Genomic DNA, 24,879 nt, shown 5'->3' with positions numbered 1-24,879 from the left:
GGAGGACTCAGCTGTCAGCTCTGCTGGCCGTTCGACGATGCGTAGATGTCGTCGATGACGTCAGCGAAGTCCCGGTCGATGAGGTGGCGCTTGACCGACTGCTTGGCCGACAGGTAGCCGTTCTGCTCGGTCAGCTCGGCAGGCACGATGCGGAATGCGCGGATGCTCTCAGCCTTCGAGACCTTCCGGTTGACGCGTTCGACGGCCTTCTCGATCGCGGCGTGGACGTCTGGGTGCGCTGAGGCCTCTTCGAGGTCCATCTTCGGCAGGCCGTGGTTCTCCAGCCAGGTCGGCAGCATCTCCGGATCGAGGAAGATGAGCGCTGAGATGAAGTTGCGGTTGTCGCCGATGAGCACCGGCTGGTGGATGAGCATGTGGCGGCGGAGCGCGTCCTCGATCGGAGCCGGTGCGACGTTCTTGCCCGACGAGGTGACGATGAGCTCCTTCTTCCGGCCGGTGATGCGCAGATAGCCGTCGTCATCGAGGTCGCCGATGTCACCGGTGGCGAACCAGCCGTCCATGAAGTCCTTCTCGGTGGCCTCAGGGTTCTTCCAGTACTCGCGGAAGACGCACACGCCCTTGGCGAGGACCTCGCCGTCGGGAGCGATGGCCACCGCGCAGCCGGGCAGCGGCACGCCGACGGTGCCGATCTTCGACTTCGCCGGGATGTTGACCGTCACCGGGGCGGTGGTCTCGGTCAGGCCGTAGCCTTCGAGCACGATGAGGCCGACGCCGCGGAAGAAGTGGCCGAGATGCTCACCCAGCGGCCCGCCGCCGGAGATCGCGTGCGTGACCTGGCCGCCCATCACCTCGCGCAGCTTCGAGTACACGAGCTTGTCGAACAGCGCATGCTGGGCGCGCAGCGTCAGCGGCACCCGGCCGGCGTCGAGGGCCTGGGAGTAGCGCACGGCCACCGCCTCGGCGGCGCGGAAGATCTTCTGCTTGCAGCCGGCTTCGGCTTTCGACAGGGCGGCGTTGAAGACCTTCTCGAACACGCGCGGCACGCCGAGGATGAAGGTCGGCCGGAAGCTGCCGAGTGCGTCGGTGAGCTTCTTGAGATCGCCCTCGTGGGCCAGCGTGCCGTCACCCTGGATGGTGACGACCTGGATGAAGCGGGCGAGCACATGGGCCAGCGGCAGGAACAGCAGGCAGCGGGCGCCGGGCCGGATGATCTCTCCAGCCTGATGGATGACGGCCTGGGAGGTGAGCACGAAGTTGCCGTGGGTGAGCACGCAGCCCTTCGAACGGCCGGTGGTTCCCGAGGTGTAGATGAGGGTGGCGATATCGTCCTGGGTCGCGTAGCTGGTGCGCTCCTTCAGCTCCTCATCGCTGATGTCCGCACCGTCGCGCAGCAGGCCGGCGATGCCGTCTTCGGTCCAGATCCAGATCGTCGGCTCGCGATCGGCGAGCGCCTCGACATCGGCGAAGGCCTCGCGGATGCGCTGTGCGTGGTCTTCGGACTGCACGAACCCGCAGAACACCTCGGCGTCCTCGAGCATCCAGGCCAGCTGGTCACGAGACGAGGTGTCGTAGAAGGGGACGGTGATCCCGCCGGCGAACCAGATCGCGTAGTCGGCCAGGGTCCACTCGTATGCGGTCGAGCCGAAGATGCCGACCCGCTGGCCCGGCTGCACGCCCGCGGCGATGAGTCCCTTGGCCAGTGCTTCGACCTGGTGGAGGAAGGCCTGCGCGGTGACGTCGATCCACTCGCCGTTCTGCTGCCGCGACAGCGCGATGCCATGCGGGTCCCGCGCCGCCCGGTTGATGAGCGTGGCCGGAAGGTTCGGTTCCGGATCGAACTCGAATCCACTCACCGGGGTGACGGACTGCATCATGGTCTCGGCCATTGGGCACATCTCCTTAGGGCGCTTCGCTGCAGGGGCAGTATCGGCGTGTGCATTCAGCGCCGATCTCAGCCTCAAAACTATCACGCATGTGTCCTGGAGCACTCCTCTGAGATGGCGGGTCCGGAGCGGCCGAAGAGCGGTGCTGGGATCGTGTGGCACCGGGTGCGGCACGCACGTAGAATGCTTGCATCGCGCCGCTGGCGCCGACCTGCACCCGAACTCCGAAAGGCACATCCATGAGCACCTCCGATTCGCGCTCGAACACCGTCGACTACCGCTACGACGCGGAGCTCGCCGGTCAGCTCGAGGCGAAGTGGCAGGACCGCTGGGAGGCCGAGGAGACCTTCGCCGCGCCGAACCCGGTCGGCGAGCTGGCCAGCACGCGCCGCGGCGCCACCGCCGAAGGCCGTGAGACCGCCTACATCATGGACATGTTCCCCTACCCCTCGGGCAAGGGGCTGCACGTCGGACACCCGCTGGGTTATGTCGCCACTGACGTCTACGCCCGCTTCCAGCGGATGAACGGCAAGAACGTCATGCACGCCCTCGGCTATGACGCCTTCGGCCTGCCGGCCGAGCAGTTCGCTGTGCAGACCGGGGCGCATCCGCAGAAGACAACCGAGGAGAACATCGCCAATATGCGCCGGCAGCTGCGCCGGCTCGGCCTCGGGCACGACGCACGGCGAACGTTCGCGACCACGGATGCTGAGTTCGTCAAGTGGACGCAGTGGGTCTTCCTGCAGATCTTCAACTCCTGGTACGACCCCGAGGCTGCCGACGGCCGTGGTGCCGCCCGCCCGATCGGCGAGCTCGTCTCCCAGTTCGAAGCCGGCCGCGACACCGGCACCGGCACCGCGTGGGCGGAGCTGTCAGCTGCTGAACGTGAGGACGTGCTGCAGAACTACCGCTTGGCCTACCTGTCGGATTCCCCGGTCAACTGGTGCCCGGGCCTGGGCACCGTGCTGGCCAATGAGGAGGTCACCGCAGAAGGCCGCTCCGAACGCGGCAACTTCCCGGTCTTCACCCGCCGCCTGCGCCAGTGGAACATGCGCATCACCGCCTACGCTGATCGCCTCATCGACGATCTCGACACCGTCGACTGGCCCGAGGCGGTCAAGGCCATGCAGCGCAATTGGATCGGCCGCTCGACCGGTGCGCAGATCACCTTCCCGGTCCGTGAGGACGTCAGCATCGACGTCTACACCACCCGCCCTGACACGATCTTCGGCGCCACCTACCTCGTGCTCAGCCCCGAGCACCCGCTCGTCGACGCCGTGACAACCGAATCCTGGGACGACTGCGTCCCGGCAGCGTGGCGCGGTGAGGGCAGCACCCCGGCCGAGGCGATCGCCGCCTACCAGCGCCAGGCTGCGGCCATGACCTCGGTGCAGCGCCAGGAGAACAAGGACAAGACCGGTGTGTTCACCGGCACCTGGGTACCGAACCCGGCCACCGGTGAGGACATCCCCGTCTTCGTCGCCGATTACGTCCTCATGGGCTACGGGACCGGGGCGATCATGGGTGTGCCGGCAGAGGACGTCCGCGACTGGGACTTCGCCAAGACCTTCGATCTGCCCTACATCCGCACCGTCCAGCCGGGCGAGGACCACGACGAGGACAAGCCGTTCACCGGTGAGGGCGTCAAGATCAACTCTGCCAACGACGAGATCGACATCAACGGTGCCGGCGTCGGTGAGGCCAAGGACGCTGTCATCTCGTGGCTGGCCGGCCGCGGCCTGGCCGAGGCGACGACGCAGTACCGGCTGCGCGACTGGCTGTTCAGCCGTCAGCGCTACTGGGGTGAGCCGTTCCCGGTCGTCTATGACGAAGACGGCACGCCGATCCCGCTGCCGGCCGAGCAGCTGCCGGTGACACTGCCTGAGGTTCCGGACTTCTCGCCGCGCACCTTCGACAGCGACGACGTCGACTCGAAGCCCGAGCCGCCGCTGGGTCGCAACACCGACTGGGTCAACGTCACCCTTGACCTCGGAGACGGTCCGAAGACCTACCGCCGGGAGACCTCGACGATGCCGAATTGGGCCGGCTCCTCGTGGTACCAGCTGCGATACGCCGATCCGACGAACGATGAGCAGCTTGTCGACCCGGCGAATGAGGAGTACTGGCTGGGCCCGCGTGCGAACGCCGAATCCGGTGGCGCGGATCTGTACGTGGGCGGAGTCGAGCACGCTGTCCTGCATCTGCTGTACTCGCGGTTCTGGCACAAAGTGCTCCACGACCTCGGCCACCTGAGCTCCTATGAGCCCTTCCACAAGCTCATCAACCAGGGTTACATCCAGGCCTACGCCTACACCGATTCCCGCGGCGCCTATGTCCAGGCAGACGAAGTCGAAGAGCGCGTTGATGATTCCGGCGAGGCGACCTTCTGGCACAACGGGCAGCAGGTGAACCGCGAGTACGGCAAGATCGGCAAATCGCTGAAGAATGTCGTGACCCCCGATGAGATCTACGACGCCTACGGTGCCGATACCTTCCGGCTGTACGAGATGTCGATGGGCCCTCTTGAGCTCTCCCGCGCCTGGGAGACCCGCGCGGTCGTGGGCTCACAGCGGTTCCTGCAGCGTGTGTGGCGCCTCATCGTCGACGAGAACACCGGCGAGCTCGCTGTCGTCGATGACGCACCGGACCGCGAGACGCTGCGGGTGCTGCACACGACGATCGCCGGTGTGCGCGACGACATGGAGCACATGCGGTTCAACACCGCTGTCGCCAAGCTCATCGTGCTGACGAACCACCTGACGAAGCAGGGCGTGAGCCCGCGCGCGGTGATCGAACCGCTGACGATCATGCTCTCACCGCTGGCCCCGCACATCGCCGAGGAGATCTGGGAGCGGCTGGGCCACAGCGAGACCATCACCTACGAGCCGTTCCCGGTCGCCGACGAGCAGTACCTCGGCCAGGACACGGTCACCTGCGTCGTGCAGATCAAGGGCAAGGTCCGCGACCGGCTCGAGGTCTCACCCGATATTTCGGCTGAAGAGCTGGAGAAGCTGGCTCTGGAGTCCAACGGCGCCAAGCGCACCCTGGCCGGCGCAGGTGTGCTCAAGGTCATCGTGCGTGCGCCGAAGCTCGTCAACATCGTCCCGGACAACTGAGCGAGACACTGATCGAGCTGGTGCCCGGCACCGGCTGGAAAGGGAATCCATGAGTGCACTGTCCGAACGGATCCGGTCGACTCTCCAGGTCAGCCCGGTCATCGACCCGGCGACCGAGATCGGGACCCGCGTGCAGTTCCTCGTCGACTACTGTCTGTCGACAGCGACGAAGGGATTCGTCCTCGGTATCTCCGGCGGCCAGGACTCGACGCTGGCCGGCAGGCTCGCCCAGCTGGCTGCCGAACAGCTGCGCGGCAGGGGAGTGGACGCGACGTTCTGCGCCGTCCGCCTGCCCTACCGGGTGCAGCATGACGAAGATGATGCACAGGCCGCCATGGAGTTCATCCGTCCGGACGTCGCGCTCACCGTCGACATCGCCGGCGCCGTCGACGCCACGGTCGAGGCGTTCAACGCGGCCACCGGTGAGACGATGACCGACTTCAACAAGGGCAATGTCAAGGCTCGCCAGCGGATGCTCGTGCAGTACGCGATCGCCGCGCAGCGCTCCAGCCTCGTCCTCGGCACCGATCACGCCGCCGAGGCGGTCACCGGCTTCTACACGAAGTTCGGCGACGGGGCCGCTGACGTCACCCCGCTGACCGGGCTGGCGAAGGGGCAGGGAGCAGCGCTGCTGCAGCACCTCGACGCCCCTGAGCGGCTGTGGCAGAAGGTGCCGACGGCCGACCTTCTCGATGAGACCCCGGGCAGCACCGACGAAGACGCGCTCGGCGTCAGCTACGCCGACATCGATGCCTACCTCGAAGGCGGGGAGGTCTCAGCGGCGGCAGCCGAGCGGATCGAGGATCTGTACCTGGCCAGCGAGCACAAGCGCCGGATGCCGGTCGCCCCGGCAGACGGCTGGTGGATCCGCCACTGACTCACACGGTGCGGGTCTCCAGCGCCGTGCGCTCGAAATCGCGCAGGCTGTCGAGGAACGCATCCATGTTCTGCTCGCCGGCGTCCCGGGCGGCGCTGAACTCGTGCCAGCCGCCTTCGCGGATATCGCCGGGCTTGATCTCGAGTGCGCTGTCGGGAATGTAGGTCTCCTCAGACACCCACGAGTCGAAGCTCTTGCCGGCCCGGTAGACGTCCATGAACGCTGCGTGCATGCTCTGCTGTTCGAAGCTGGTCTTCTTGAACTCGTCGAGGAACGTGCGGAGCGGCTCCATCAGCTGCGGGTCGAGTGTGCTGAACCCGTTGGCCAGCCGCATGTACTGCACGAGCCCGGCATCCTTGGGAAACAGCTCCAGGACGCGCTTGGCCCGCGTTGTGTCAGCCGCTTCGTCCTCGTCCTCTTCGATGGGGCTCAGCCCGACCGAAGCATAGGTCTTCGAAGCGTCGGCGATCTCGGCGTTGAGCCGGTCGATGCGCTGCTGGTCCTGCCACCATTTCACGCCGATGAACAGCAGGCACACGGCCACCAGGAGAACGGTCACGATTCCGATCACCCAGGCCGCGCGGTGCAGGGGCGGAATGAGGAACAGCACCAGGCTGATGACGAGCACGCCGGCGGCCGCAGCGGCGGCGGGCGTGTTGAGGAGGAAATCACCGAAACGCTTCACCGCTCCAGGGTACCGAATTCCTGCTTTCAGACTGCGAACATCTATGCTGTGAACGGAAGAAGATCGGTCAGTTCAGCATACTCACGGCGGCCACCCTGCCAGCTCACTGACCGCTGATGCGACAAGCAGTGAGGAACACAACACGATGGCGAAGATCTCGGTGATCGGATGTGGATATCTGGGAGCCGTTCACGCCGCGGCCATGGCATCGCTGGGCCACGACGTCGTCGGCATCGACGTCGACGAACGCAAGATCGACTCCCTCCGCCGGGCCGAAGCACCCTTCTTCGAACCAGGTCTGGAAGACCTGCTCGACCGGGCGCAGACCAGTGACAATCTCGCCTTCACCACCGACATCGTCGAGGCGGCCAGCGCTGATGTGCACTTCATCTGCGTCGGCACCCCGCAGCGCAAGAGCGAATTCGCAGCCGACATGACTTATGTCGACGCCGCCGTCGAAGCCCTGCTGCCGCACCTGAGCGACACCGACCTCGTCGTCGGCAAGTCCACCGTCCCGGTCGGCACTGCCGCCCGGCTGGCCGAACAGGTCACGGCCACCGGTGCCGCCCTGGCATGGAATCCGGAGTTCCTGCGCGAAGGCCACGCGGTCGAGGACACCGTGGCACCCGACCGGCTGATCTACGGCGTACCCGACGGAGAGGCCGGTGAACGTGCCACCGAGATCCTCGACGACGTCTACGCCTCGATCGTCGACTCCGGCACCCCGCGTCTGGTGATGGACTACGCGACCGCCGAGCTCGTCAAGACCGCCGCGAACTCCTTCCTGGCCACGAAGATCTCCTTCATCAACGCCATGGCCGAGCTCTGCGAGGCTGCCGGAGCTGATGTCACCCAGCTCGCCGATGCGATCGGCATGGACGACCGGATCGGACGCAAGTTCCTCAACGCCGGCCTCGGCTTCGGCGGTGGCTGCCTGCCCAAGGACATCCGTGCCTTCATGGCCCGCGCCGGTGAACTCGGCGCCGACCAGGCCGTTGCGTTCCTGCGCGAGATCGACTCGATCAATATGCGCCGCCGCGTGCGCATGGTCGACCTTGCCCGCGAGGTCGTCGACGGCTCCTTCATCGGCAAGCGCATCACGATCCTCGGCGCAGCTTTCAAGCCGAACTCCGACGACGTCCGCGACTCCCCGGCACTGGCTGTCGCAGGCCTCATCGCTCTGCAGGGCGCCGTCGTGACGGTCGCCGACCCGCAGGCGGTCGACAATGCCCGGGCGATGTTCCCTGACCTCGAATACGAAACCGACTTGGAGACCGCGCTCACCGGCGCCGATGCGGTGCTGCTGCTGACCGAGTGGCAGGAATACCGCAGCCTCGACCCGGTTGAGAGCGCCAAGCTCGTCAAGCAGCAGGCGATCGTCGACGGCCGCAACGTCCTCGACCCCGTTGCCTGGCGCGCAGCCGGCTGGACGTATCGGGCACTGGGCCGGCCGTGACAGCTCTGGCGGTCATCTGCGACTCCACCGCGAACATCGACGCGGACACCGCTGAGGCGTACTCCGAACGCCTCGGCGGCCTGTTCGCGATCGTCGACCTCAGCGTCACCGTTGGGGATGACTCGCGGGCGGATAACGAGTGGACTGCCACCGAGGTGTGCGCCGGGATGGCATCAGGACTGGCAGTCACGACGTCGCTGGCCAGCCCCGAGCAATTCAGCACCGCGATCTCCGAGATGGCCGAAGCCGGTGCCGAGGCAGTGCTCGTGCTGACGATGTCAGCCCAACTGTCGGGCACGCACGCCTCCGCACAGCAGGCCGCAGGTGAGGCGCCTGTGCCGGTGCACGTCGTCGACACCCAGCTGACGTCGGCCGGTATGGCCGGTGCTGTGGCCCTCGCTGTCGCCGGTGCCCAGCGTGAGGTTCCTGTTGAGAGCCTGGCCGGCGAAGTCACCGACTGGTGCCTCGCTGAGACGCGCACCTTCTTCATGCCCGACTCACTGGAATACCTGCGCCGCGGCGGCCGGATCGGAGCCGCATCATCACTGGTCGGCCGAGCCCTGTCGATCACACCGGTGCTGGGCCTGCGTGACGGAACGGTGACACCGCTGGCCCGCGTACGCACCCGGGCACGGGCCGTTGATCGCGTCATCAACCTCGTGACCGAATCAGCCTACGAATTCAGCGAACTCTACCCCGAGCGCGGACAGGAAGTGGTCCTGCTCCACGCCGAGGCTACCTTCGACGAAGCCTCAGACACTGCCCACCGTCTCGCGGCTGCCGTGCGGGACGCCGACCTGCCGGACGGCGCGCAGTTCCGCCAGGCAGTGCTCTCCACGGTCGTGACCGCCCACGTCGGACCGGGCAGCACCGGACTGGTCGTCCAGACCACTCCCTAGAACAGCACTCGCCAGCGCACCCGGTGGTGTGGATGCCACGCGGCGTCCACACCCTGCTACACATCCGGCTTGCAGAAGCAGGCTCCCGCTTACCGTGCGCGTATGGCTCCATCACCGGACGACCGGCTGGCCGACATGCTCACCCGGTCCAAACAGCACGGCTGGGCACCCAGCGCCAGCCACGCTGCCCGGGACCGCCCGCACCACCACCGTTGGCCCCTGAGCCCTCCACCAGACACCGCCACCCAGGCTGAGGAGGAGTTCGACGAGGACGCAGCCAACGATGCTGAGATCCTGGCGCTGCTGCCCGGCAACCGGCCGATTCCACGCCGCTGGATTGTTCTTGCCATTGTTGTCATTACCGTGTTGGGAATCGCAGGGTTCGTCCTGCTGCGCAATCCTGACCCACCTGAAGCCAGCGCAGCCGCTGACCCAAAGACAGCGCAACCGCAGAGCCCTGCCGGTGCTGGGCAGGGCAGCTCTGCTGATGCACCGGTGCAGGTGAGTGCCGATGCCGAGGAGGTCACCGCCCATGTCGTCGGCGCCGTTGCCGAACCTGGGGTCGTGAGGCTCCAGGGAGGAGCCCGGGTCGTCGACGCGATCGAGGCTGCCGGCGGTCTGAGCTCAGACGCTCAGCCCGAAGGTGTGAATCTCGCCCGCCTTGTCGAGGACGGCGAGCAGATCATCGTGCCTGACCGCAGCAGCCTGCCAACCGGGCAGGGCCACGAAGCTGGGGACCAAGGAGCAGGCCAGGCAACCAGCACAGGACCGGGAACAGGGCAAGCCGGTTCGCAGGCGAACACAAAAGTGAACATCAACCACGCTGAGGCAGCAGAGCTGGAGACGCTGCCCGGAGTCGGCCCAGCCACCGCCCAGGCCATCATCACCCATCGCGAGGAGAACGGGCCCTTCGGGTCAGTCGAGGACCTCGTGCTCGTTCACGGCATCGGCGATGCCACACTGGCGCGGCTGCGCGAGCACATCACAGTCGGATGAGCACCGGGCATCAGCGCCGCAGCCGAAACCGCCCTCTGCTCTCGAGGACGGGAGCTCACATCCGAGCATGGGTGCTGCATGGTGCCGGCCTGCACCGCCTGCTCAGTGCAGCAGCCGTCGGGTGGCTGGCAGCATCCGGTGTGCTGCCTGCCGACCTCACCGCGACAATCGGCTTAGGTCTCGCCTGCGTCAGCGCCGCAGCTCTCATGGGTCAGCGCATCACCGGCAGAGGACAGTCCCAGCTGACCGGTTGGCTGCTGAGCACCGCACTGCTCGCCGGGGCGGTCTGCGCTCTCATCGGGGCCGCACGCCTCGCGCAGCCGACGGAGACGACCCTGTACAGCGGCCCAGCGCTCATTGCGGCAGAATCCCACGCAACCGACTCCGGCAGCTATCGCACAGAGATCCGCACCCAGTTCGGACCTGCCACGGCACTCAGTCCCACTCCGCTGCCAGCCGCAGGCACCCAGACGACTACGCGGGCAGAGCTTGAGACCAGCGGCTCCCAGACCATCGCCTTCATCCGCGGAAGGCCGGAGATCCGCAAACAGCCAGGACCCGTATGGCAGATGCGTGCCCACATGCGCAGCTTCCTCGCCGACACGTCTGGAACCGCGCACGACGGAGCTCGGTTGCTGCCCGGCCTCGTCGTCGGCGACGTCTCACAAGTCGGCGATGACCTGACCGAGGAGATGCGCACCGTCTCACTCAGCCATGTCACCGCGGTCTCCGGTGCCAACATCACGATCGTCTCGTTGGCAGTTCTCTGGGTGGCCGGTTTTGTGGTGCGGGTACGGGTGGTGCGCATCATCCTCGCCGTGGCCGTCACCGCAGGCTATGTCTTCATCGTCGGACCTGAACCCTCAGTGACACGCGCTGCAGCCATGGGCATGGTCGGAGCACTGGCAATGCTGCGCGGAACCCGGACGGCAAGCCTGGCGCTGCTGGCTGCCGGCATCATCGGCGTGCTGGTCTACCAGCCGGGATTGTCAGGCTCAGTGGGATTCCACCTCTCCGTCAGCGCCACAGCCGCCCTCATCATCCTCGGCCAGCCGCTGAGCGACCGCCTCGAATCCTGGGGACTGCCACGGGTCGTGGCAACAGCGCTCTCAGTGCCGTTGAGCGCCCAAGCAGGTGTCACCCCGGTGCTGCTGGGAATTGATGGCACCATCTCTGCCTGGTCGGTGCTGGCCAATGCGCTCGCCGCACCGGCAGTCGCACCCGCCACGCTGCTCGGCATGATGGTGCTCGTCTGCAGTCTGCTGCCGGGCGGCACCTGGCTCGGCAGCATCATCGTCGCTCCAGCGAACTGGAGCGCCTGGTGGATCGCCCGTCTGGCGCGGGTCTTCGCCAACCTGCCAGCCTCAGAGCTGCCGTGGCCCGCTGGACTGCTCGGGATCGGCCTCAGCTGCGTCGTCCTGGCAGGACTCTGTCTGATCGTGCTCGAATACCGCATCCTCCACCGGATTGGCGCTGGCCTGCTCGCCGCTGCGCTGGCAGCCGGGCTCCTGGTTCCCGGTATCCGGATTCCAGTCGCCTCCGGCTGGGCCGCGATGTTCTGCGACGTCGGTCAGGGCAGTGCCGCCCTCATCAGCCTGCCCGGCGACGACGTGCTCGTCATCGATGCCGGTGAGGACGAAGATCGCATCGACATCTGCCTTGACCAGACTGGTGACCAGCGTGTGCACCTGCTGATCTCCCATTTCGATGCCGATCACTTCGCGGGCTATGCAGGCACCGGCTTCGGCCGGGATGTCGCGTCCGTGTATTTCCCGGCCGGAACGGAACACGATCCGGGCCTGAAGGGAATCACCCACGCTTTCCCGGAGGCCCAGCGCACTCCGGTCAGCGCTGGACAGCGATTTCAGTTCGGCTCCGTGCACTGGACGATCCTCTGGCCGCCAGCGATCGCCGGACCCGCGCACGGTGATGAGAACAGCCGCTCTGTTGTCGTGCACGTACAGACCAGCACATTCAGCGTCATCGTCCCGGGCGACATCGGCGCACAAGAGCAGCGCCGGCTGGCCACCGTGACGCAGCCAGCCGACGTGCTTGCCGCACCCCATCACGGTTCCGCCGACCTGGATGAGGCGTACTTCCAGGCTGCCGGAGCCAAGCTCGGCGTGGTCTCCGTCGGAGCCGACAACCGGTATGGCCACCCGACGACGCGCGCACTGGCAGCCTTCGGCACCAGTCCGGTGCTGCGCACCGACGAATGCGGTTCGATCGTCATCGACGCACACAGACAGGTCAGCTCAGGCTGTCCGGGCTTCGTACTAGGGTAGAGGCGTGGCAGCGAAGAAGAAGACCCTCATCCCGTACAACCGGGCCAAACCCGCCCCGGTCGTGGTGATCTCCGGGCCTGAGGCAGTGCTCATCCGCAAGGCCCAGGATCGTATCGTCGCCGCCTGCCAGAAGTCCGCGGATCTGGAGACCTCCTACCTCGATGCAGCCGGATACGAACCCGGTTCCCTCGACCTCGTGGCCGGTGCCAGCCTGTTCTCCGAACGCAAGCTCGTCATCGTCGACGGCGTCGCGCAGATGAACGACGCCTTTCTCGCCGATGCCCTCGACTACGTCAAAAAGGTCAACGAAGACGCCGTTCTCGTGCTCAAGCACTCCGGAGGCAACCGCGGTTCAAAGCTGCTGACAGCCATCGAGAAGGCCGGTTATCCGCGCGTCGATGCGCAGGCGCTCAAGAGCGACAGCGACAAGCAGGCGTTCGCCCAACAGCAGTTCGCCGCTGCCAAACGCGAGATCTCCTCCGGTGCGCTCGCCGCGCTCATGGACGCACTCGGAGCCGACCTCTCCGAACTCAATGCCGGCATCGAACAGCTGCTGGCCGATACTGAAGGGCCGATCACCGAGCAGACGGTTGACGCCTACTACGGGGGCCGAGTCGAAGCGACCGGGTTCAAAGTCGCCGATGCCGCCGTCTCAGGCCGGACATCCGAAGCGCTCACCCTGCTGCGCCACGCCCTGGCCACCGGCACAGACCCGGTTCCGCTGGTCGCAGCGATCGCGATGAAGGTGCGCAACATGGCTCGTGTCGAAGGGATCTCCGGCAGCCCGCAGCAGCTGGCGTCTGAGCTGAAGATGGCCCCCTGGCAGGTCGATCGGGCCAGGCGCGAGATGCGCTCCTGGAACGACGTCGCACTCGGACGCGTCCTCATCGAAGTCGCTGAAGCAGACTATGCCGTCAAGGGCGGTGGCCGTGATCCGGTCTACGCGCTCGAGCGGCTCGTGACCTTCATCTGCCAGCAGTCGAAGGTGCGCTGAACCGGGCAGACTCCGGCAGGGGAGCAGCCGACGCCTGGGCACACGAATGAGGGCCAGGGATCCGAATCGGATCCCCGGCCCTCAGCCAGTGCGGTCAGCGCATCAGAGCGCGTTGACCTTCTTGGCAAGCTTCGACTTGCGGTTGGCCGCGTTGTTACGGTGCAGCACACCCTTCGACACAGCCTTGTCCAGCTTGCGGGAAGCCTTCTGGAAGGCGGCCTGCGCTTCTTCAGCGTTGCCGGCCTCGACCTGCTCGCGCACGGCGCGCACAGCGGTCTTCACCTCGGTGCGCACAATGCGGTTGCGCTGGCGAGCCTTCTCGTTCGTCAGGTTCCGCTTGATCTGAGACTTGATGTTTGCCAAATCCAACACTCTTTCGTGTTCGTCACTGTTCATGGTCGTGAGGGCTACTCACTGCTCGCCACAGCACTGCGGGGAAACACAGAGACTGCCAGAGCCGCGAGTGTACATTCACCCGACCACTGGTGAGACACACACCAACGGTGAACATACAGCGACCGATTCTACACGAGCACTAGGCGTTTCGCACTTCGTCGACGACGCGGGAGAACAGCCCCATCGGCATGATCGCGCCCTCCCGGCGCACCGCACCGTCTTCGATCCGCACGATCCGGTCGAGACGGATCTCCGAGGGCCGGTGCTCCACGTCCCAATCACCGGTGCCGATGTTGATGTAGCGGGCGTGCTCGGTCACATGGACCTCGCCGACCGAACCGGGGATGTTGTCCTTGCTTGTGAGCATGAGCCCGAGCAGCCACCGGCCCTCCCGGCCGATGATGAGCACCGGACGGTCCTTGCCCTTGGAATGGTCCTCCTCATAGGGCACCCACGCCCACACGATCTCACCCGGATCGGCTTCCCCGTCGAGATCCGGGGTGTAGATCGGGCGGATCGGGCCGGTGTAGTCACCGGGGTACCCGCCGGAGGGCCGTCGCGGGAAGCTCTGCTTGGGACGCTGTCGGCCTGCTTTCGTGGCAGGAGCGTACTCGCTGCGCGGGTCAGCACCCTTCGTCTTCCGCTCCCGAGGCGCCTGCTCGCGTTCCCGGCGGGCTCGCTCAGTGCGTTCGGCTCGGCCTGAATCGCGGTACTCCCGCAGCACGGTGGCCGGTTCCTTACCGCCGATGACGTCACCGATCGCCTGGCGCGTGCGCGGATCGGCCAGTTTGCGGCTGACGAAGCCGACGCCGCCGCGCACTCCGCGGTTGACGGCCCGGCGGGCGAGTCCCTTGAAATCCATGCTCACAGCCTAGCGAACTCGTGTCTCATCGACAGGCGGGCTGCAGCACTTCACCCGCAGTGCTCGATCAGCGCCTGAAGCGGAAAATGATCGGAGGGGTACTGCACACCGCGGCCAAAGATGTTGACGCCGGTTGCGCAGGTGCGCAGACCTGCCGTGTGCAGGATCCAGTCCATGTGCTGCCCGTCGCGGCGCGGGCCTCGGTAGCCGTGGAACGTATTGATCTCGCACGTCTCCGACGGGCAGGAGACCACCGCATCGGTCAGCAGCCCGGAATCCATGAGCGTGCGGTAGACGGCCCGGTCCTTATAGGCGTTGAAGTCACCGATGAGCACCGATTCGGTTCCCGCTTCCCGAATCTTCTCCAGGATGAGGGCTGCGGAGTTGACCTGGGCGTGATCGGACCGATGGTCGAGGTGCACGTTGATGAACCGCAGCGGAGCGCGCGTGCGGGTGTCGACGGCATCCACGACGGTCATCGTGCGCGGATAACGAGCACCCCATGACTTCGAACCTGGCACATGCGGACGCTCGGACAGCCATGACACCTCCTGGTGGGTGATCTCCAGGCGGCGCGAATCGTAGATTACTGCGGTGAACTCGCCGGCATCCCCGCCTTCGCGACCCTCACCGAGCCACTGGTAGTGATCCGGCAGCGCATCGATGAGCCCGGTGAGCTGGCGCAGCATCCCCTCCTGGGTGCCGATGAGGTGCGGGCGTTCCTGCCGGATGACCGCTGCCGCCTGCGGCAGTCGCCTGCGCCACGGCTGCCCGTCGAGGGCCGGATAGCGCAGGTTGAAGGACATGACGGAAAGCTGGTCAGCATCGCGTGGACGGAGAAGCATGGCCTCATTCTACGAACCGGCCACCACCGCCTGATGCGAGTTCGGTGCCAGGCACACGGTCATGGAACAATAGAGGTTCGCTCGTATACGAAAGGGACGTCGACGTTCATGGCACCACAGGTCAGTGATGACGCCGCAGCACGCATCCAGGTAGCGGCGACCCCGCAGGAGCTCATTCGCAACTTCTGCATCATCGCCCACATCGATCACGGCAAATCGACACTGGCCGACCGGATGCTCCAGATCACCGGGGTAGTGCAGCCGCGCGATATGCGCGCCCAGTACCTCGACCGGATGGACATCGAACGCGAACGCGGCATCACTATCAAATCCCAGGCCGTGCGCATGCCGTGGGAGGCCGACGGCGCACCCTACGCCCTCAACATGATCGACACGCCGGGCCACGTCGACTTCACCTACGAGGTGTCGCGCTCGCTGGCCGCCTGCGAAGGCGCACTGCTGCTTGTCGACGCCGCCCAGGGCATCGAAGCCCAGACCCTGGCGAACCTGTACCTGGCGATGGAAAACGACCTCACGATCATCCCGGTGCTCAACAAGATCGACCTGCCGGCCGCCCAGCCGGACAAGTACGCCGACGAGCTCGCCGGGCTCATCGGCTGCGAACCCGAGGACTGCCTGCTCGTCTCCGGCAAGACCGGCGAGGGCGTCGAAGAGGTCCTCGACCGCATCATCACCGACATCCCCGCCCCGGAAGGCGACCCGGACGGCCCAGCCCGAGCGATGATCTTCGACTCCGTCTACGACACCTACCGCGGAGTCGTCACCTACGTCCGCGTCGTCGACGGCAGCCTGCGCCCGCGCGACAAGATCGAGATGATCTCCACCCACGCCACCCACGAGCTCCTGGAGATCGGCGTATCGTCACCGGAGCCGCACCCGTCGAAGGGCCTGCGGGCAGGCGAGGTCGGCTACCTCATCACCGGCGTCAAGGATGTCCGGCAGTCCCGCGTCGGCGACACCGTCACCACCGCCCACAATGCCGCAACCGAGCCGCTGGCCGGCTACCAGGATCCCAAGCCGATGGTGTTCTCCGGGCTGTTCCCGATCGACGGATCCCAGTACCCGGATCTGCGTGAGGCACTCGACAAGCTCAAGCTCAACGACGCCGCACTCACCTATGAACCGGAGACCTCCGCGGCACTCGGCTTCGGGTTCCGCTGCGGGTTCCTCGGCCTGCTGCACCTGGAGATCGTGCGCGAGCGCCTCGAACGCGAATTCGACCTCGACCTCATCTCGACCGCCCCGTCGGTCGTCTACGAGGTGCGGATGGAAGACGGTTCCGAACACACCGTGACGAATCCCTCGGAGTACCCCGAGGGCAAGATCGCCGAAGTGCACGAGCCGATGGTGCGCGCCACCGTGCTGACCCCCAGCGACTTCGTCGGCCCGGTCATGGAGCTGTGCCAGGCCAAGCGCGGGCAGATGAACGGCATGGACTACCTGTCCGAGGATCGCGTCGAGCTGCGCTACCGGATCCCCCTCGGCGAGATCGTCTTCGACTTCTTCGACCAGCTCAAGTCCCGCACCAAGGGCTATGCATCTCTCGACTACGAGCCCGACGGCCAGCAGGCCGCCAACCTCGTCAAGGTCGACATCCTGCTGCACGGCGACACCGTCGATGCGTTCTCGGCGATCGTCCACCGCGATGAGGCGTACAGCTACGGCGTGAAGATGGCCTCGAAGCTCAAGGAGCTCATCCCGCGCCAGCAGTTCGAGGTGCCCGTCCAGGCCGCGATCGGTTCGCGGATCATCGCCCGTGAGACGATCCGGGCGATCCGCAAGGACGTGCTCTCCAAGTGCTACGGCGGTGACATCAGCCGTAAGCGCAAGCTGCTGGAGAAGCAGAAGGAAGGCAAGAAGCGCATGAAGATGGTCGGCACCGTCGAGGTGCCCCAGGATGCCTTCATCGCCGCACTGTCCTCCGACGGCGACGGGGCGAAGAAGAACTGATATGCCCGCCCAGCCTGCGGGCGAACCGGCACCGCTGGACGGCAGCCTGCCGGCCAGCGCAGTCGTCGGTGCCGCCGAGCGCGGCCTGAGCCTCTATATCCACGTCCCGTACTGCCGGGTGCGCTGCGGGTACTGCGACTTCAACACCTACACCGCCGACGAGCTCGGACCCGGCGCCTCGCGCAGCGACTACCGCCCGATGCTCGCCGCTGAGCTCGACTTCGTCCGGGCATCTATGGACCGAGCGGGCTTTCCCGACCGGGAGGTCTCCACGGTCTTCTTCGGCGGCGGCACCCCGACCCTGCTGCCAGCAGACGTGCTGGCCGGGGTGCTGACAGACGTGCAGGAGCGCTTCCGGTTCGCCGCTGATGCGGAGATCACGACCGAGGCGAACCCTGACACGCTGAGCCCGGACTACCTTGCGACTCTGGCAGCGGCTGGATTCACGCGGGTGTCTCTTGGCATGCAGTCGGCCGTTCCCGAGGTGCTGGCCACCTTGGACCGCACGCACGACGCCGCGCGGATCCCGCAGGTCGTCGAATGGGCGAAAGAAGCCGGCCTGCAGGTCAGCCTCGACCTCATCTACGGCACACCGGGGGAGAGCCTCGATGACTGGCACGTCTCCCTCGAACAGGCGATCGCCTGCGCACCTGATCACGTCTCGGCCTACTCGCTCATCATCGAAGACGGCACGAAGATGGCTGCCCAGATCCGGCGCGGGCAGCTGCCGATGCCCTCTGACGACGATGCCGCTGACAAGTACGAACTCGCCGACCAGCTGCTCGGTGCCGCCGGCTACCAGTGGTACGAGGTGAGCAACTACTCAACCGGTCCAGACACCCGCTGCCGGCACAACCTCGCCTACTGGCACGGCGACGACTGGTGGGGATTCGGACCCGGAGCCCACTCCCACCTCGGCGGGGTGCGGATGTGGAATGCCAAGCATCCGCGTGCCTGGGCCGACCGGCTGCGCGCCGGGCATAGCCCGGTCATCGGCCGGGAGATCCTCGATGACGAGGTGCAGGAACTGGAGCGGATCATGCTCACCGCCCGGCTGCGCGAGGGCCTGCCGATCGCGAGCCTGCCGGCTGCCGGCCAGGTCGAGGCTGCCGAGTTCGCACGCGCCGGGCTGCTGGAGGCCGGCGCCTTCGAACGCGGGATCTTCAGCCCGACGCTGCAGGGCCGGCTGCTGTGCGACCTCATGGTCCGCCGGATCACCGAAACGCTGTGAGGCCGGCCCCAGCGGGACCGGCCTCACAGAATCACGAGCTCGTGCTGGTCACTTGACCATGTCGATGGTGAGCGGCGCACGGTAGCCCTCACCGTTGTTGCCGCGCACGGCAGAGATGATCGCGAACACATACAGCGCGATCACCGGGACGAAGTACAGAACGTAGATGATCGCTCCGAAACCGAGTGTCACGATCGTGATGATGAAGAAGACAATCCCGAGGCCGATGAGGTAGAGCGTGTAGGAGATATTCGTATTCAGCATCTGCCGTGCGTGTTCGCGGACGAAAGCGCTGCGGTCCTTGTAGATGACGAAGATGATGAGCGGCATGAGCCAGCCGAGCAGCAGGATGCCGACGCCGTTCCACATCGCCATCTGCCGTTCGTCAGGATCGGCGTGCCAGTAGCCTGCCGACCCCTGCTGGTAGGCGCCTTCTGGGTGGGGGCCGCGCAGCGGTACGCCAGCCAGAGTCGAACCGCCGATCGGCTGGCCGTTCGGGGCCGTCGGGCGCTGCTGCTGAGGACCCGGCTGACCATAGGCGCCCGGCTGTCCGCTGTAGCCGCCAGGCTGCTGGTAGCCGCCGGGCTGGGAACCGGGACCAGGATGGCCGCCGGGCTGCGAGCCGTAGCCGGGCTGGCCGGCCGGCTGCGAGCCGTAGCCGCCCTGGGGATTGTATTCGGAGCTCATGACTGTCCTTTCAGAGAGTGTTCTGCGCTCTACGGTAGTCGAGGTGCGCGCGTGCCGTCACGGCGCGATGATGCAGTCCTGGCACATCGGAACGGCGCGCGGATGCGGCAACAGTCTGACACAGGTGCCGTGGCCGCTCACACCTGCCCGTAGAGGTGGTCGACGGTGACGAAGTCGATGAGCTCCTCGACCCGGCCCGACAGCGTCGGCTCGACATCGGCGATCGTCCTCACCGAGCGCAGGATCCGCTGCCAGCCCAGAGCGATATCGCGCTGATCGCGGGCCGGCCAGCCGAGCCGGCGCAGCGTGCCGACCTTGAAGTCCTCCCCGCGCGGGACCTGCGGCCACACCGGAATCCCGACGACGGCCGGCTTCACCGCCTGCCAGATGTCGATATAGGGGTGGCCGATGATGTGCACGACCCCGGCGAAGCGCTCATCGGCGAGCACCGCCTCGGCGATGCGGGATTCCTTGGTGCCGGCCACGAGGTGATCGGCGAGCACCCCGACGCGATGCTTCCGGTCGGGTCCGAACTCGGCGAGCTTGTCAGCCAGCACGTCGAGGCCGCCGAGCGGTTCGACGACGACGCCCTCGCCGCGCAGGTCATCACCCCAGATCTTCTCCACCAGCTCAGCGTCGTGCTTGCCCTCCACCCAGATGCGCGAGCCGCGGGCCACCCGTGCCCGCTGGTCGGTCCTGGCCACCGATCCCGAGGCGGTGCGCGCCGGGGCAGCCGGGCGGCTGGCCTGCGGGCGGGTGATCGTCACCGGTTTGCCGTCGACCCAGTATCCCGGTCCCAAGGGCGCGAGGCGGGTGCGGCCGTGGCGGTCCTCCAAGCGCATGACCCAGCCGGCAGAGGTCTTCTCCACCCCGGTGATCGCCCCGACATACCCGGTCTCGACGTCCTCGACGACGAGGCCGCGCTGGGCGGGCACCTCAGCTGAGCGGGGACGGCGGTGGGCGCGCGGGGAGGAGCCGGCGAGCACATCGGCTCCGTAGGGATCGTAGAAAGTCACACGACAAGGGTAATTGCGCCCACCCGGTGTGGCCCTGTTTGGGCAGACCATCGGCGAGGCGTACACTTGATTGGCACTCGCATTGACTGAGTGCCAGCCCGCGTGCGTGCGGGCATGCGGGCCGGACACGAGTGAGGAGGAGGTCGAGGCCACGTGAACGATGACCGCCGGACGCGCGTGCTGCGCGCCATCGTCGAAGACTACGTCGCCACCAACGAGCCGGTCGGCTCGAAGGCGCTCGTCGAACGCCACCAGCTCGGCGTGTCCCCAGCGACCATCCGCAACGACATGGCCGCGCTCGAAAGCGAAGGGCTCATCGCCCAGCCCCACACCTCGGCCGGGCGCGTGCCCACCGACAAGGGCTACCGGCGCTTCGTCGACCGCATCGACGAGGTCAAGCCGCTCTCGGTAGCCGAGAAGCGGGCGATCGCCCGGATCCTCGAAGAGCCACTCGACATCGACGAGATGCTCGAGCGCACCGTCCGGCTGCTGGCCGGACTGACCCAGCAGGTCGCCGTCGTGCAGTACCCGATCGCCCGGCAGACGAAGGTGCGCCACATCGAACTCGTCTCGATCGCCGCCCACCGCCTGCTCGTCGTGCTCATCAGCGACGCCGGGCAGGTCGAACAGCGCCTCATCGACGCCGGCAGCGAACTGACCGACGAGGAGGTCGCCAGCCTCCGCGACCGCATCAGCGCCGCCGTGCACAACGTGCCGATGGACGCCGTCAAGCAGGCCTGTGAGCGCATCGAGGTGCCACCAGAGCACCAGCGAGCCGCCCACGCCGTGGCCACCGCCCTGGCCGACCTCAGCCAGGTCGGCCGCCAGGACCGCCTCGTCATGGCCGGCACCGCCAACCTCGCCCGCTCCGCCCGCGAGCTCGGCGCCCACATCGGCCCACTCCTCGAAGCCTTCGAGGAGCAGGTCGTGCTGCTCAAGCTGCTCACCTCGATCGCAGCCGAGACCGACGAGGTCAGCGTGCGCATCGGCAGCGAGAACACCGTCGAGTCCTTCTCCTCGACCTCGGTCGTGGCCACCAGCTACGGGGCGCAGGATTCTGCGGCCAGCCTGGCGGTGCTCGGCCCGACCCGCATGGACTATCCGACGACGATGGCCGCAGTGCGAGCTGTGGCGAAGTACGTCTCGGTCATTCTCAACGACTGACCGGCCCACACGCCCGCAACAGACAACCGATCCGCGAATCGCCTCATCGATCAAAGGACGAACGTGACCAACCACTATGAAACCCTCGGCGTGCCGAAGGACGCCTCGACGGCGGACATCAAGAAGGCCTACCGCAAGCTGGCGCGCGAACTCCACCCCGACGTCAACCCCGGCCGGGAAGACGAGTTCAAGCAGGTCGCGGTCGCCTACGAGGTGCTCTCAGACCCGGAGAAGCGCCGCAACTACGACATGGGCGGCTCCGAATACGGCCAGGGCTTCGGCGGAGCGAACTTCGGCGGGTTCTCCGACCTGTTCGAGACGTTCTTCGGCGGCGGCATGGGCGGATCGCCCCAGCAGCCGGCCTCGCGCAAGCGCCGCGGCAAGGATGCGCTCATCGGCATCGAGATCGACTTGGAGACCGCAGTCTTCGGCGGCACCGAGGAGATCGACATCGCCACCGCCGAGGTGTGCGAGACCTGCCAGGGAGACGGCACCCGGCCCGGCACCTCGGTCGAGACCTGCTCACTGTGCCACGGCACCGGCTCGGTCCAGCAGATGACCCGCACCCTGCTCGGGCAGATGGTCACCAACCAGACCTGCAACAACTGCGGCGGCTACGGCACCCGCATCACCGACCCGTGCACCTCCTGCCACGGCGACGGACGCGTGCGCGTCGAACGCACCCTGAGCTTCCGGATCCCAGCCGGCGTGTCGACCGGCACCCGCATCCAGCTCGCCGGCCGCGGCGAGGTCGGACCCGGCGGGGGGCCTCCCGGAGACCTGTTCATCGAGGTCACCGTCGCAGAGCACGCCTCCTTCGAACGCGACGGCGACAACCTGCGCTGCACCATCGAGGTGCCGATGACCGCCGCCGCCCTCGGCGCGACGGTCAAGCTCGACACCTTCGACGGTGCCCAGGACATCGAGATCCCCGCCGGCACCCAGTCGGGCACCACCCAGAAGCTCGCCGGCCTCGGTGCCAAGCGGCTGCGCCACCAGAGCCGCGGCGACCTCATCGTCACGATCAACGTCGCCACCCCGAAGAAGCTCGACGCCAAGCAGACCGAGCTGCTCGAAGAGCTCGCCCGGCTGCGCGATGAGACCCAGCCGGAGGCCACCGTCGGCAAGGCCGATGAGCGCAGCGCCTTCCGCCGGTTCCGCGAGAGGTTCGCCGGGCGATGACCCTGCCGGTCTTCATCGACCCGGACATCACCCACCCCGGCGAGCACGGTGAGGTCATCGCACCTGCGGCGGTGGCTCATCACGTCGTCACCGTCCGCCGGATGCAGGCGGGCGAGGAGCTGCAGCTCAGCGACGGCGCCGGCCTGCGCATCACCGGCACCATCACGACCGCTGAACGCAATGACCTGCGCATCGCCGTCACGGCCGTCCAGGTCGATCCACCGGCCAACCCGCAGCTCGTGCTCGTGCAGGCCCTGGCGAAGTCCGGCCGCGACCTCGCCGCCGTCGAAGCGGCCGTCGAGGTCGGCGTCGACGCCGTCGTCCCATGGGAGGCGCAGCGCTCGATCGTCAAGTGGCCGGCAGCCAAAGCCGGCAAGTCGATCGCCAAGTGGCGCCACACCTCGGTGGCGGCCGCCGAACAGTCCCGCCGCGCGTTCGTGCCTGCCATCAGCGAACTCGCCCGCGGCACCGGACTGGCTGACACGTTCACGGATGCCGATGCGGTCTTCGTGCTGCACGAGACCGCCAGCCAGCCGCTCACCGCACAGCTGCGCGAGCTGGCCGACAGCCTGACGGCCGCACCGGGCGGCATCGAGCGGCTCGTGCTCGTCGTCGGTCCCGAAGGCGGGATCTCCGATCCTGAGATCGCCGCACTCACCGCAGCCGGTGCGCAGACAGCCCTGCTCGGTGCCAGCGTGCTGCGCGCCTCGACAGCCGGGCCGGTCGCCCTCGGACTGTGCCAGGCCGCCCTCAGCCGCTGGTGAGCCCAGGCGGGCCGGGCACCGACGCGCTAGAGTTGCCCATGAGAATCCGCACGCGAGAACACCGCTGAACACAACCTGAGAAGAGGACCTGAGCTGGAGCCCCAGAACACACCGGCACCCGAAGACACGCGCGAGGCCGAGACGGCGCACACCCGCGTGCACCTGTCGATCCCGGAGAACATCGACCCCGTCGCCCTGTTCGGGCCCGCCGAGGTCAACCTGCGCACCCTTGAGGCACTCGCCCCGGAGGTCGACATCCACTGTCGGCAGCACGAGATGACGCTCTCCGGCCCGGAAGCCGCCGTCGGCTCGCTCGTGACGACGATCGGCGAACTCAAAGCGCTCGTCGCCGCCGGGCACATCATCGAACCCGATGCGGTGCGCCGGGTGCACACGATGGAGCCCGAAGCCGGCAGCCCAGCCCGCGTGCTCAGCGAGAACATCCTGTCCTCCCGCGGGCGCATCGTGCGCCCCAAGACCTACGGCCAGCACCAGTACGTCGCAGCGATCCGCTCGCACACCATCACCTTCGGCCTCGGCCCGGCCGGCACCGGCAAGACCTACCTGGCGATGGCGATGGCGGTCAACGCGCTGCAGAACAAGGCCGTCTCGCGGATCATCCTCACCCGGCCCGCCGTCGAGGCAGGGGAGAACCTCGGGTTCCTGCCCGGCACCCTCGACGAGAAGATCGACCCGTACGTCCGTCCGCTCTATGACGCGCTGCACGACATGATCGAACCCGACCGGATCAAGATGCTGCTCGACTCCGGCACCATCGAGGTCGCCCCGCTGGCCTATATGCGCGGCCGCACGCTCAACGACTCCTTCATCATCCTCGACGAAGCGCAGAACACGACGTTCGAGCAGATGAAGATGTTCCTCACCCGGCTGGGCTTCGGCTCACGGATGGTCGTCACCGGCGACACCAGCCAGGTCGACCTGCCCGGTGCCGCACGCAGCGGACTCGTCCTCGCCCAGGACATCCTTGGCCACGTCGACGACATCCAGTTCTGCCGCCTGACGAGCAAGGACGTCGTCCGCCACGACCTCGTCTCGGCGATCGTCGACGCCTACGACCTGTGGTCCGGGCGCGAAGCCGGTCCCGCGAGCCAGAAGGGACGCTGAGATGGCCATCGACATCGGCAACGAGACCCCAGCCGAGATCGACCTGCCGGAGGTCGTCGCACTGGCTGAGCATGTGCTTGAGCGCATGCACATCAACCCCGCCGCCGAGGTGTTCATCCGGTTCATCGACGAGGCGGCGATGACCGAGCTGCACCTGCGCTGGATGAACCTCGACGGCCCGACCGACGTCATGTCCTTCCCGATGGACGAGCTCAAGCCCGGCCAGGACGAAGCCGGGATGCTCGGCGACATCGTCATCTGCCCCGGCGTGGCCGCCGAACAGGCCGCAGCCGCCGGGCATTCGCTCAGTGATGAGATCCTGCTGCTCACGGCTCACGGCCTGCTGCACCTCATGGGCTATGACCACCACGAGCCCGAGGAGAAGGAAGAGATGTTCGGCCTGCAGCGCCACCTGCTGCTGACCTGGTTCGCCGAGCGCGAGCCCGGCCGCACGACGATCCCCGAGCCGACTGAGGACTGAACA

Annotated in this window: 21 protein-coding genes; 14 read left to right on the top strand and 7 right to left on the bottom strand. The window is 67.0% G+C overall.

Annotation, left to right across the window (positions count from 1 at the left end; translation table 11 throughout):
• Positions 1–14 precede the first annotated feature (14 nt).
• Positions 15–1,847: an AMP-dependent synthetase/ligase gene (locus B4E96_RS03005; protein WP_286956329.1), complete on the bottom strand. Its 1,833-nt coding sequence runs from the start codon at positions 1,845–1,847 to the stop codon at positions 15–17.
• 236 nt (positions 1,848–2,083) lie between these two features.
• On the opposite strand from B4E96_RS03005, the gene leuS reads away from it, so the two are divergent.
• Positions 2,084–4,960 (top strand): leucine--tRNA ligase, encoded by a 2,877-nt coding sequence (leuS, locus tag B4E96_RS03000; RefSeq protein WP_286956327.1) that lies wholly within the window; start codon positions 2,084–2,086, stop codon positions 4,958–4,960.
• 49 nt (positions 4,961–5,009) lie between these two features.
• Positions 5,010–5,837 carry an ammonia-dependent NAD(+) synthetase gene (nadE, locus tag B4E96_RS02995; protein ID WP_102160390.1) on the top strand — a complete coding sequence of 276 codons (828 nt, stop codon included), beginning with the start codon at positions 5,010–5,012 and terminating at the stop codon, positions 5,835–5,837.
• A gap of 1 nt (position 5,838) precedes the next feature.
• Here the strand turns inward: nadE and B4E96_RS02990 are convergent, their stop codons facing one another.
• Positions 5,839–6,522, bottom strand: coding sequence for a hypothetical protein (locus tag B4E96_RS02990; protein ID WP_102160388.1), 684 nt, complete (start codon positions 6,520–6,522; stop codon positions 5,839–5,841).
• 145 nt (positions 6,523–6,667) lie between these two features.
• Between B4E96_RS02990 and B4E96_RS02985 the strand changes: the two genes are divergently transcribed.
• The 5 genes from B4E96_RS02985 (at position 6,668) to holA (ending at position 13,152) form a co-directional block, all read left to right on the top strand.
• Positions 6,668–7,978, top strand: a complete 1,311-nt coding sequence (locus B4E96_RS02985) for a UDP-glucose dehydrogenase family protein (protein WP_259798043.1) — start codon at positions 6,668–6,670, stop codon at positions 7,976–7,978.
• A complete protein-coding gene (locus B4E96_RS02980; protein ID WP_180964678.1) occupies positions 7,975–8,877 on the top strand; it encodes a DegV family protein in 903 nt (300 codons plus the stop codon). Before B4E96_RS02985 ends, B4E96_RS02980 begins: the two co-directional genes overlap by 4 nt.
• A 102-nt stretch (positions 8,878–8,979) precedes the next feature.
• Positions 8,980–9,873, top strand: a complete 894-nt coding sequence (locus B4E96_RS02975) for a helix-hairpin-helix domain-containing protein (RefSeq protein ID WP_286956326.1) — start codon at positions 8,980–8,982, stop codon at positions 9,871–9,873.
• 71 nt (positions 9,874–9,944) lie between these two features.
• Positions 9,945–12,158 (top strand): ComEC/Rec2 family competence protein, encoded by a 2,214-nt coding sequence (locus B4E96_RS02970; protein ID WP_286956325.1) that lies wholly within the window; start codon positions 9,945–9,947, stop codon positions 12,156–12,158.
• 4 nt (positions 12,159–12,162) lie between these two features.
• Positions 12,163–13,152, top strand: coding sequence for a DNA polymerase III subunit delta (gene holA / locus B4E96_RS02965; RefSeq protein ID WP_102160378.1), 990 nt, complete (start codon positions 12,163–12,165; stop codon positions 13,150–13,152).
• 102 nt (positions 13,153–13,254) lie between these two features.
• On the opposite strand, the gene rpsT is transcribed toward holA, so the two are convergent.
• The 3 genes from rpsT to B4E96_RS02950 all read right to left on the bottom strand — a co-directional run bounded on the left by rpsT (position 13,255) and on the right by B4E96_RS02950 (position 15,255).
• A complete protein-coding gene (gene rpsT, locus B4E96_RS02960; RefSeq protein ID WP_102160376.1) occupies positions 13,255–13,515 on the bottom strand; it encodes a 30S ribosomal protein S20 in 261 nt (86 codons plus the stop codon).
• Positions 13,516–13,687: 172 nt separating this feature from the next.
• Positions 13,688–14,410, bottom strand: a complete 723-nt coding sequence (locus B4E96_RS02955) for a type II toxin-antitoxin system PemK/MazF family toxin (RefSeq protein ID WP_102160374.1) — start codon at positions 14,408–14,410, stop codon at positions 13,688–13,690.
• Positions 14,411–14,460: 50 nt separating this feature from the next.
• The gene (locus B4E96_RS02950; RefSeq protein WP_102160373.1) at positions 14,461–15,255 is read right to left on the bottom strand and encodes an endonuclease/exonuclease/phosphatase family protein; all 795 of its coding nucleotides are present in this window, start codon (positions 15,253–15,255) and stop codon (positions 14,461–14,463) included.
• A gap of 108 nt (positions 15,256–15,363) precedes the next feature.
• Between B4E96_RS02950 and lepA the strand changes: the two genes are divergently transcribed.
• Together lepA and hemW are read left to right on the top strand one after the other, a co-directional pair.
• Positions 15,364–17,226: a translation elongation factor 4 gene (gene lepA, locus B4E96_RS02945; RefSeq protein WP_259854561.1), complete on the top strand. Its 1,863-nt coding sequence runs from the start codon at positions 15,364–15,366 to the stop codon at positions 17,224–17,226.
• Between the two features lies 1 nt (position 17,227).
• Positions 17,228–18,457 (top strand): radical SAM family heme chaperone HemW, encoded by a 1,230-nt coding sequence (gene hemW, locus B4E96_RS02940; protein WP_286956324.1) that lies wholly within the window; start codon positions 17,228–17,230, stop codon positions 18,455–18,457.
• A gap of 48 nt (positions 18,458–18,505) precedes the next feature.
• Here hemW and B4E96_RS02935 read toward each other — a convergent pair whose 3' ends face one another.
• Together B4E96_RS02935 and B4E96_RS02930 are read right to left on the bottom strand one after the other, a co-directional pair.
• Positions 18,506–19,144, bottom strand: a complete 639-nt coding sequence (locus B4E96_RS02935; protein ID WP_102160369.1) for a DUF4870 domain-containing protein — start codon at positions 19,142–19,144, stop codon at positions 18,506–18,508.
• A gap of 137 nt (positions 19,145–19,281) precedes the next feature.
• Positions 19,282–20,160 (bottom strand): DUF3097 domain-containing protein, encoded by an 879-nt coding sequence (locus B4E96_RS02930; protein ID WP_259798027.1) that lies wholly within the window; start codon positions 20,158–20,160, stop codon positions 19,282–19,284.
• A 153-nt stretch (positions 20,161–20,313) separates the two neighbouring features.
• On the opposite strand from B4E96_RS02930, the gene hrcA reads away from it, so the two are divergent.
• The 5 genes from hrcA to ybeY all read left to right on the top strand — a co-directional run bounded on the left by hrcA (position 20,314) and on the right by ybeY (position 24,876).
• On the top strand, positions 20,314–21,324 hold the full coding sequence (gene hrcA, locus B4E96_RS02925; protein WP_286956323.1) for a heat-inducible transcriptional repressor HrcA: 1,011 nt from the start codon (positions 20,314–20,316) through the stop codon (positions 21,322–21,324).
• A gap of 63 nt (positions 21,325–21,387) precedes the next feature.
• A complete protein-coding gene (gene dnaJ / locus B4E96_RS02920) occupies positions 21,388–22,506 on the top strand; it encodes a molecular chaperone DnaJ (protein ID WP_259798023.1) in 1,119 nt (372 codons plus the stop codon).
• On the top strand, positions 22,503–23,270 hold the full coding sequence (locus B4E96_RS02915; protein ID WP_259854569.1) for a 16S rRNA (uracil(1498)-N(3))-methyltransferase: 768 nt from the start codon (positions 22,503–22,505) through the stop codon (positions 23,268–23,270). The genes dnaJ and B4E96_RS02915 overlap by 4 nt, the downstream gene beginning before the upstream one ends.
• Positions 23,271–23,426: 156 nt before the next feature.
• Positions 23,427–24,395: a PhoH family protein gene (locus tag B4E96_RS02910; protein WP_286956322.1), complete on the top strand. Its 969-nt coding sequence runs from the start codon at positions 23,427–23,429 to the stop codon at positions 24,393–24,395.
• Between the two features lies 1 nt (position 24,396).
• Entirely contained in the window at positions 24,397–24,876 is a 480-nt protein-coding gene (ybeY, locus tag B4E96_RS02905) for an rRNA maturation RNase YbeY (RefSeq protein WP_102160360.1), read from the top strand.
• Positions 24,877–24,879 lie beyond the last annotated feature (3 nt).

Source organism: Brevibacterium sp. UBA7493 (assembly GCF_002479565.1).
In the GTDB taxonomy this organism is placed as follows: Bacteria; Actinomycetota; Actinomycetes; order Actinomycetales; family Brevibacteriaceae; genus Brevibacterium; species Brevibacterium luteolum.
Note: the sequence above shows the minus strand (reverse complement) of the source record. Positions and strands in the feature narration are given on the sequence as shown.

Excerpts from the sequence above, each read along its gene's own strand:
- B4E96_RS02975 (WP_286956326.1), top strand. The coding sequence starts at position 8,980 with ATGGCTCCATCACCGGACGACCGGCTGGCCGACATGCTCACCCGGTCC.
- B4E96_RS02915 (WP_259854569.1), top strand. The coding sequence starts at position 22,503 with ATGACCCTGCCGGTCTTCATCGACCCGGACATCACCCACCCCGGCGAG.
- hemW (WP_286956324.1), top strand. The coding sequence starts at position 17,228 with ATGCCCGCCCAGCCTGCGGGCGAACCGGCACCGCTGGACGGCAGCCTG.
- leuS (WP_286956327.1), top strand. The coding sequence starts at position 2,084 with ATGAGCACCTCCGATTCGCGCTCGAACACCGTCGACTACCGCTACGAC.
- B4E96_RS02950 (WP_102160373.1), bottom strand. The coding sequence starts at position 15,255 with ATGCTTCTCCGTCCACGCGATGCTGACCAGCTTTCCGTCATGTCCTTC.
- B4E96_RS02955 (WP_102160374.1), bottom strand. The coding sequence starts at position 14,410 with ATGGATTTCAAGGGACTCGCCCGCCGGGCCGTCAACCGCGGAGTGCGC.
- lepA (WP_259854561.1), top strand. The coding sequence starts at position 15,364 with ATGGCACCACAGGTCAGTGATGACGCCGCAGCACGCATCCAGGTAGCG.
- B4E96_RS03005 (WP_286956329.1), bottom strand. The coding sequence starts at position 1,847 with ATGGCCGAGACCATGATGCAGTCCGTCACCCCGGTGAGTGGATTCGAG.
- nadE (WP_102160390.1), top strand. The coding sequence starts at position 5,010 with ATGAGTGCACTGTCCGAACGGATCCGGTCGACTCTCCAGGTCAGCCCG.
- B4E96_RS02935 (WP_102160369.1), bottom strand. The coding sequence starts at position 19,144 with ATGAGCTCCGAATACAATCCCCAGGGCGGCTACGGCTCGCAGCCGGCC.
- ybeY (WP_102160360.1), top strand. The coding sequence starts at position 24,397 with ATGGCCATCGACATCGGCAACGAGACCCCAGCCGAGATCGACCTGCCG.
- B4E96_RS02985 (WP_259798043.1), top strand. The coding sequence starts at position 6,668 with ATGGCGAAGATCTCGGTGATCGGATGTGGATATCTGGGAGCCGTTCAC.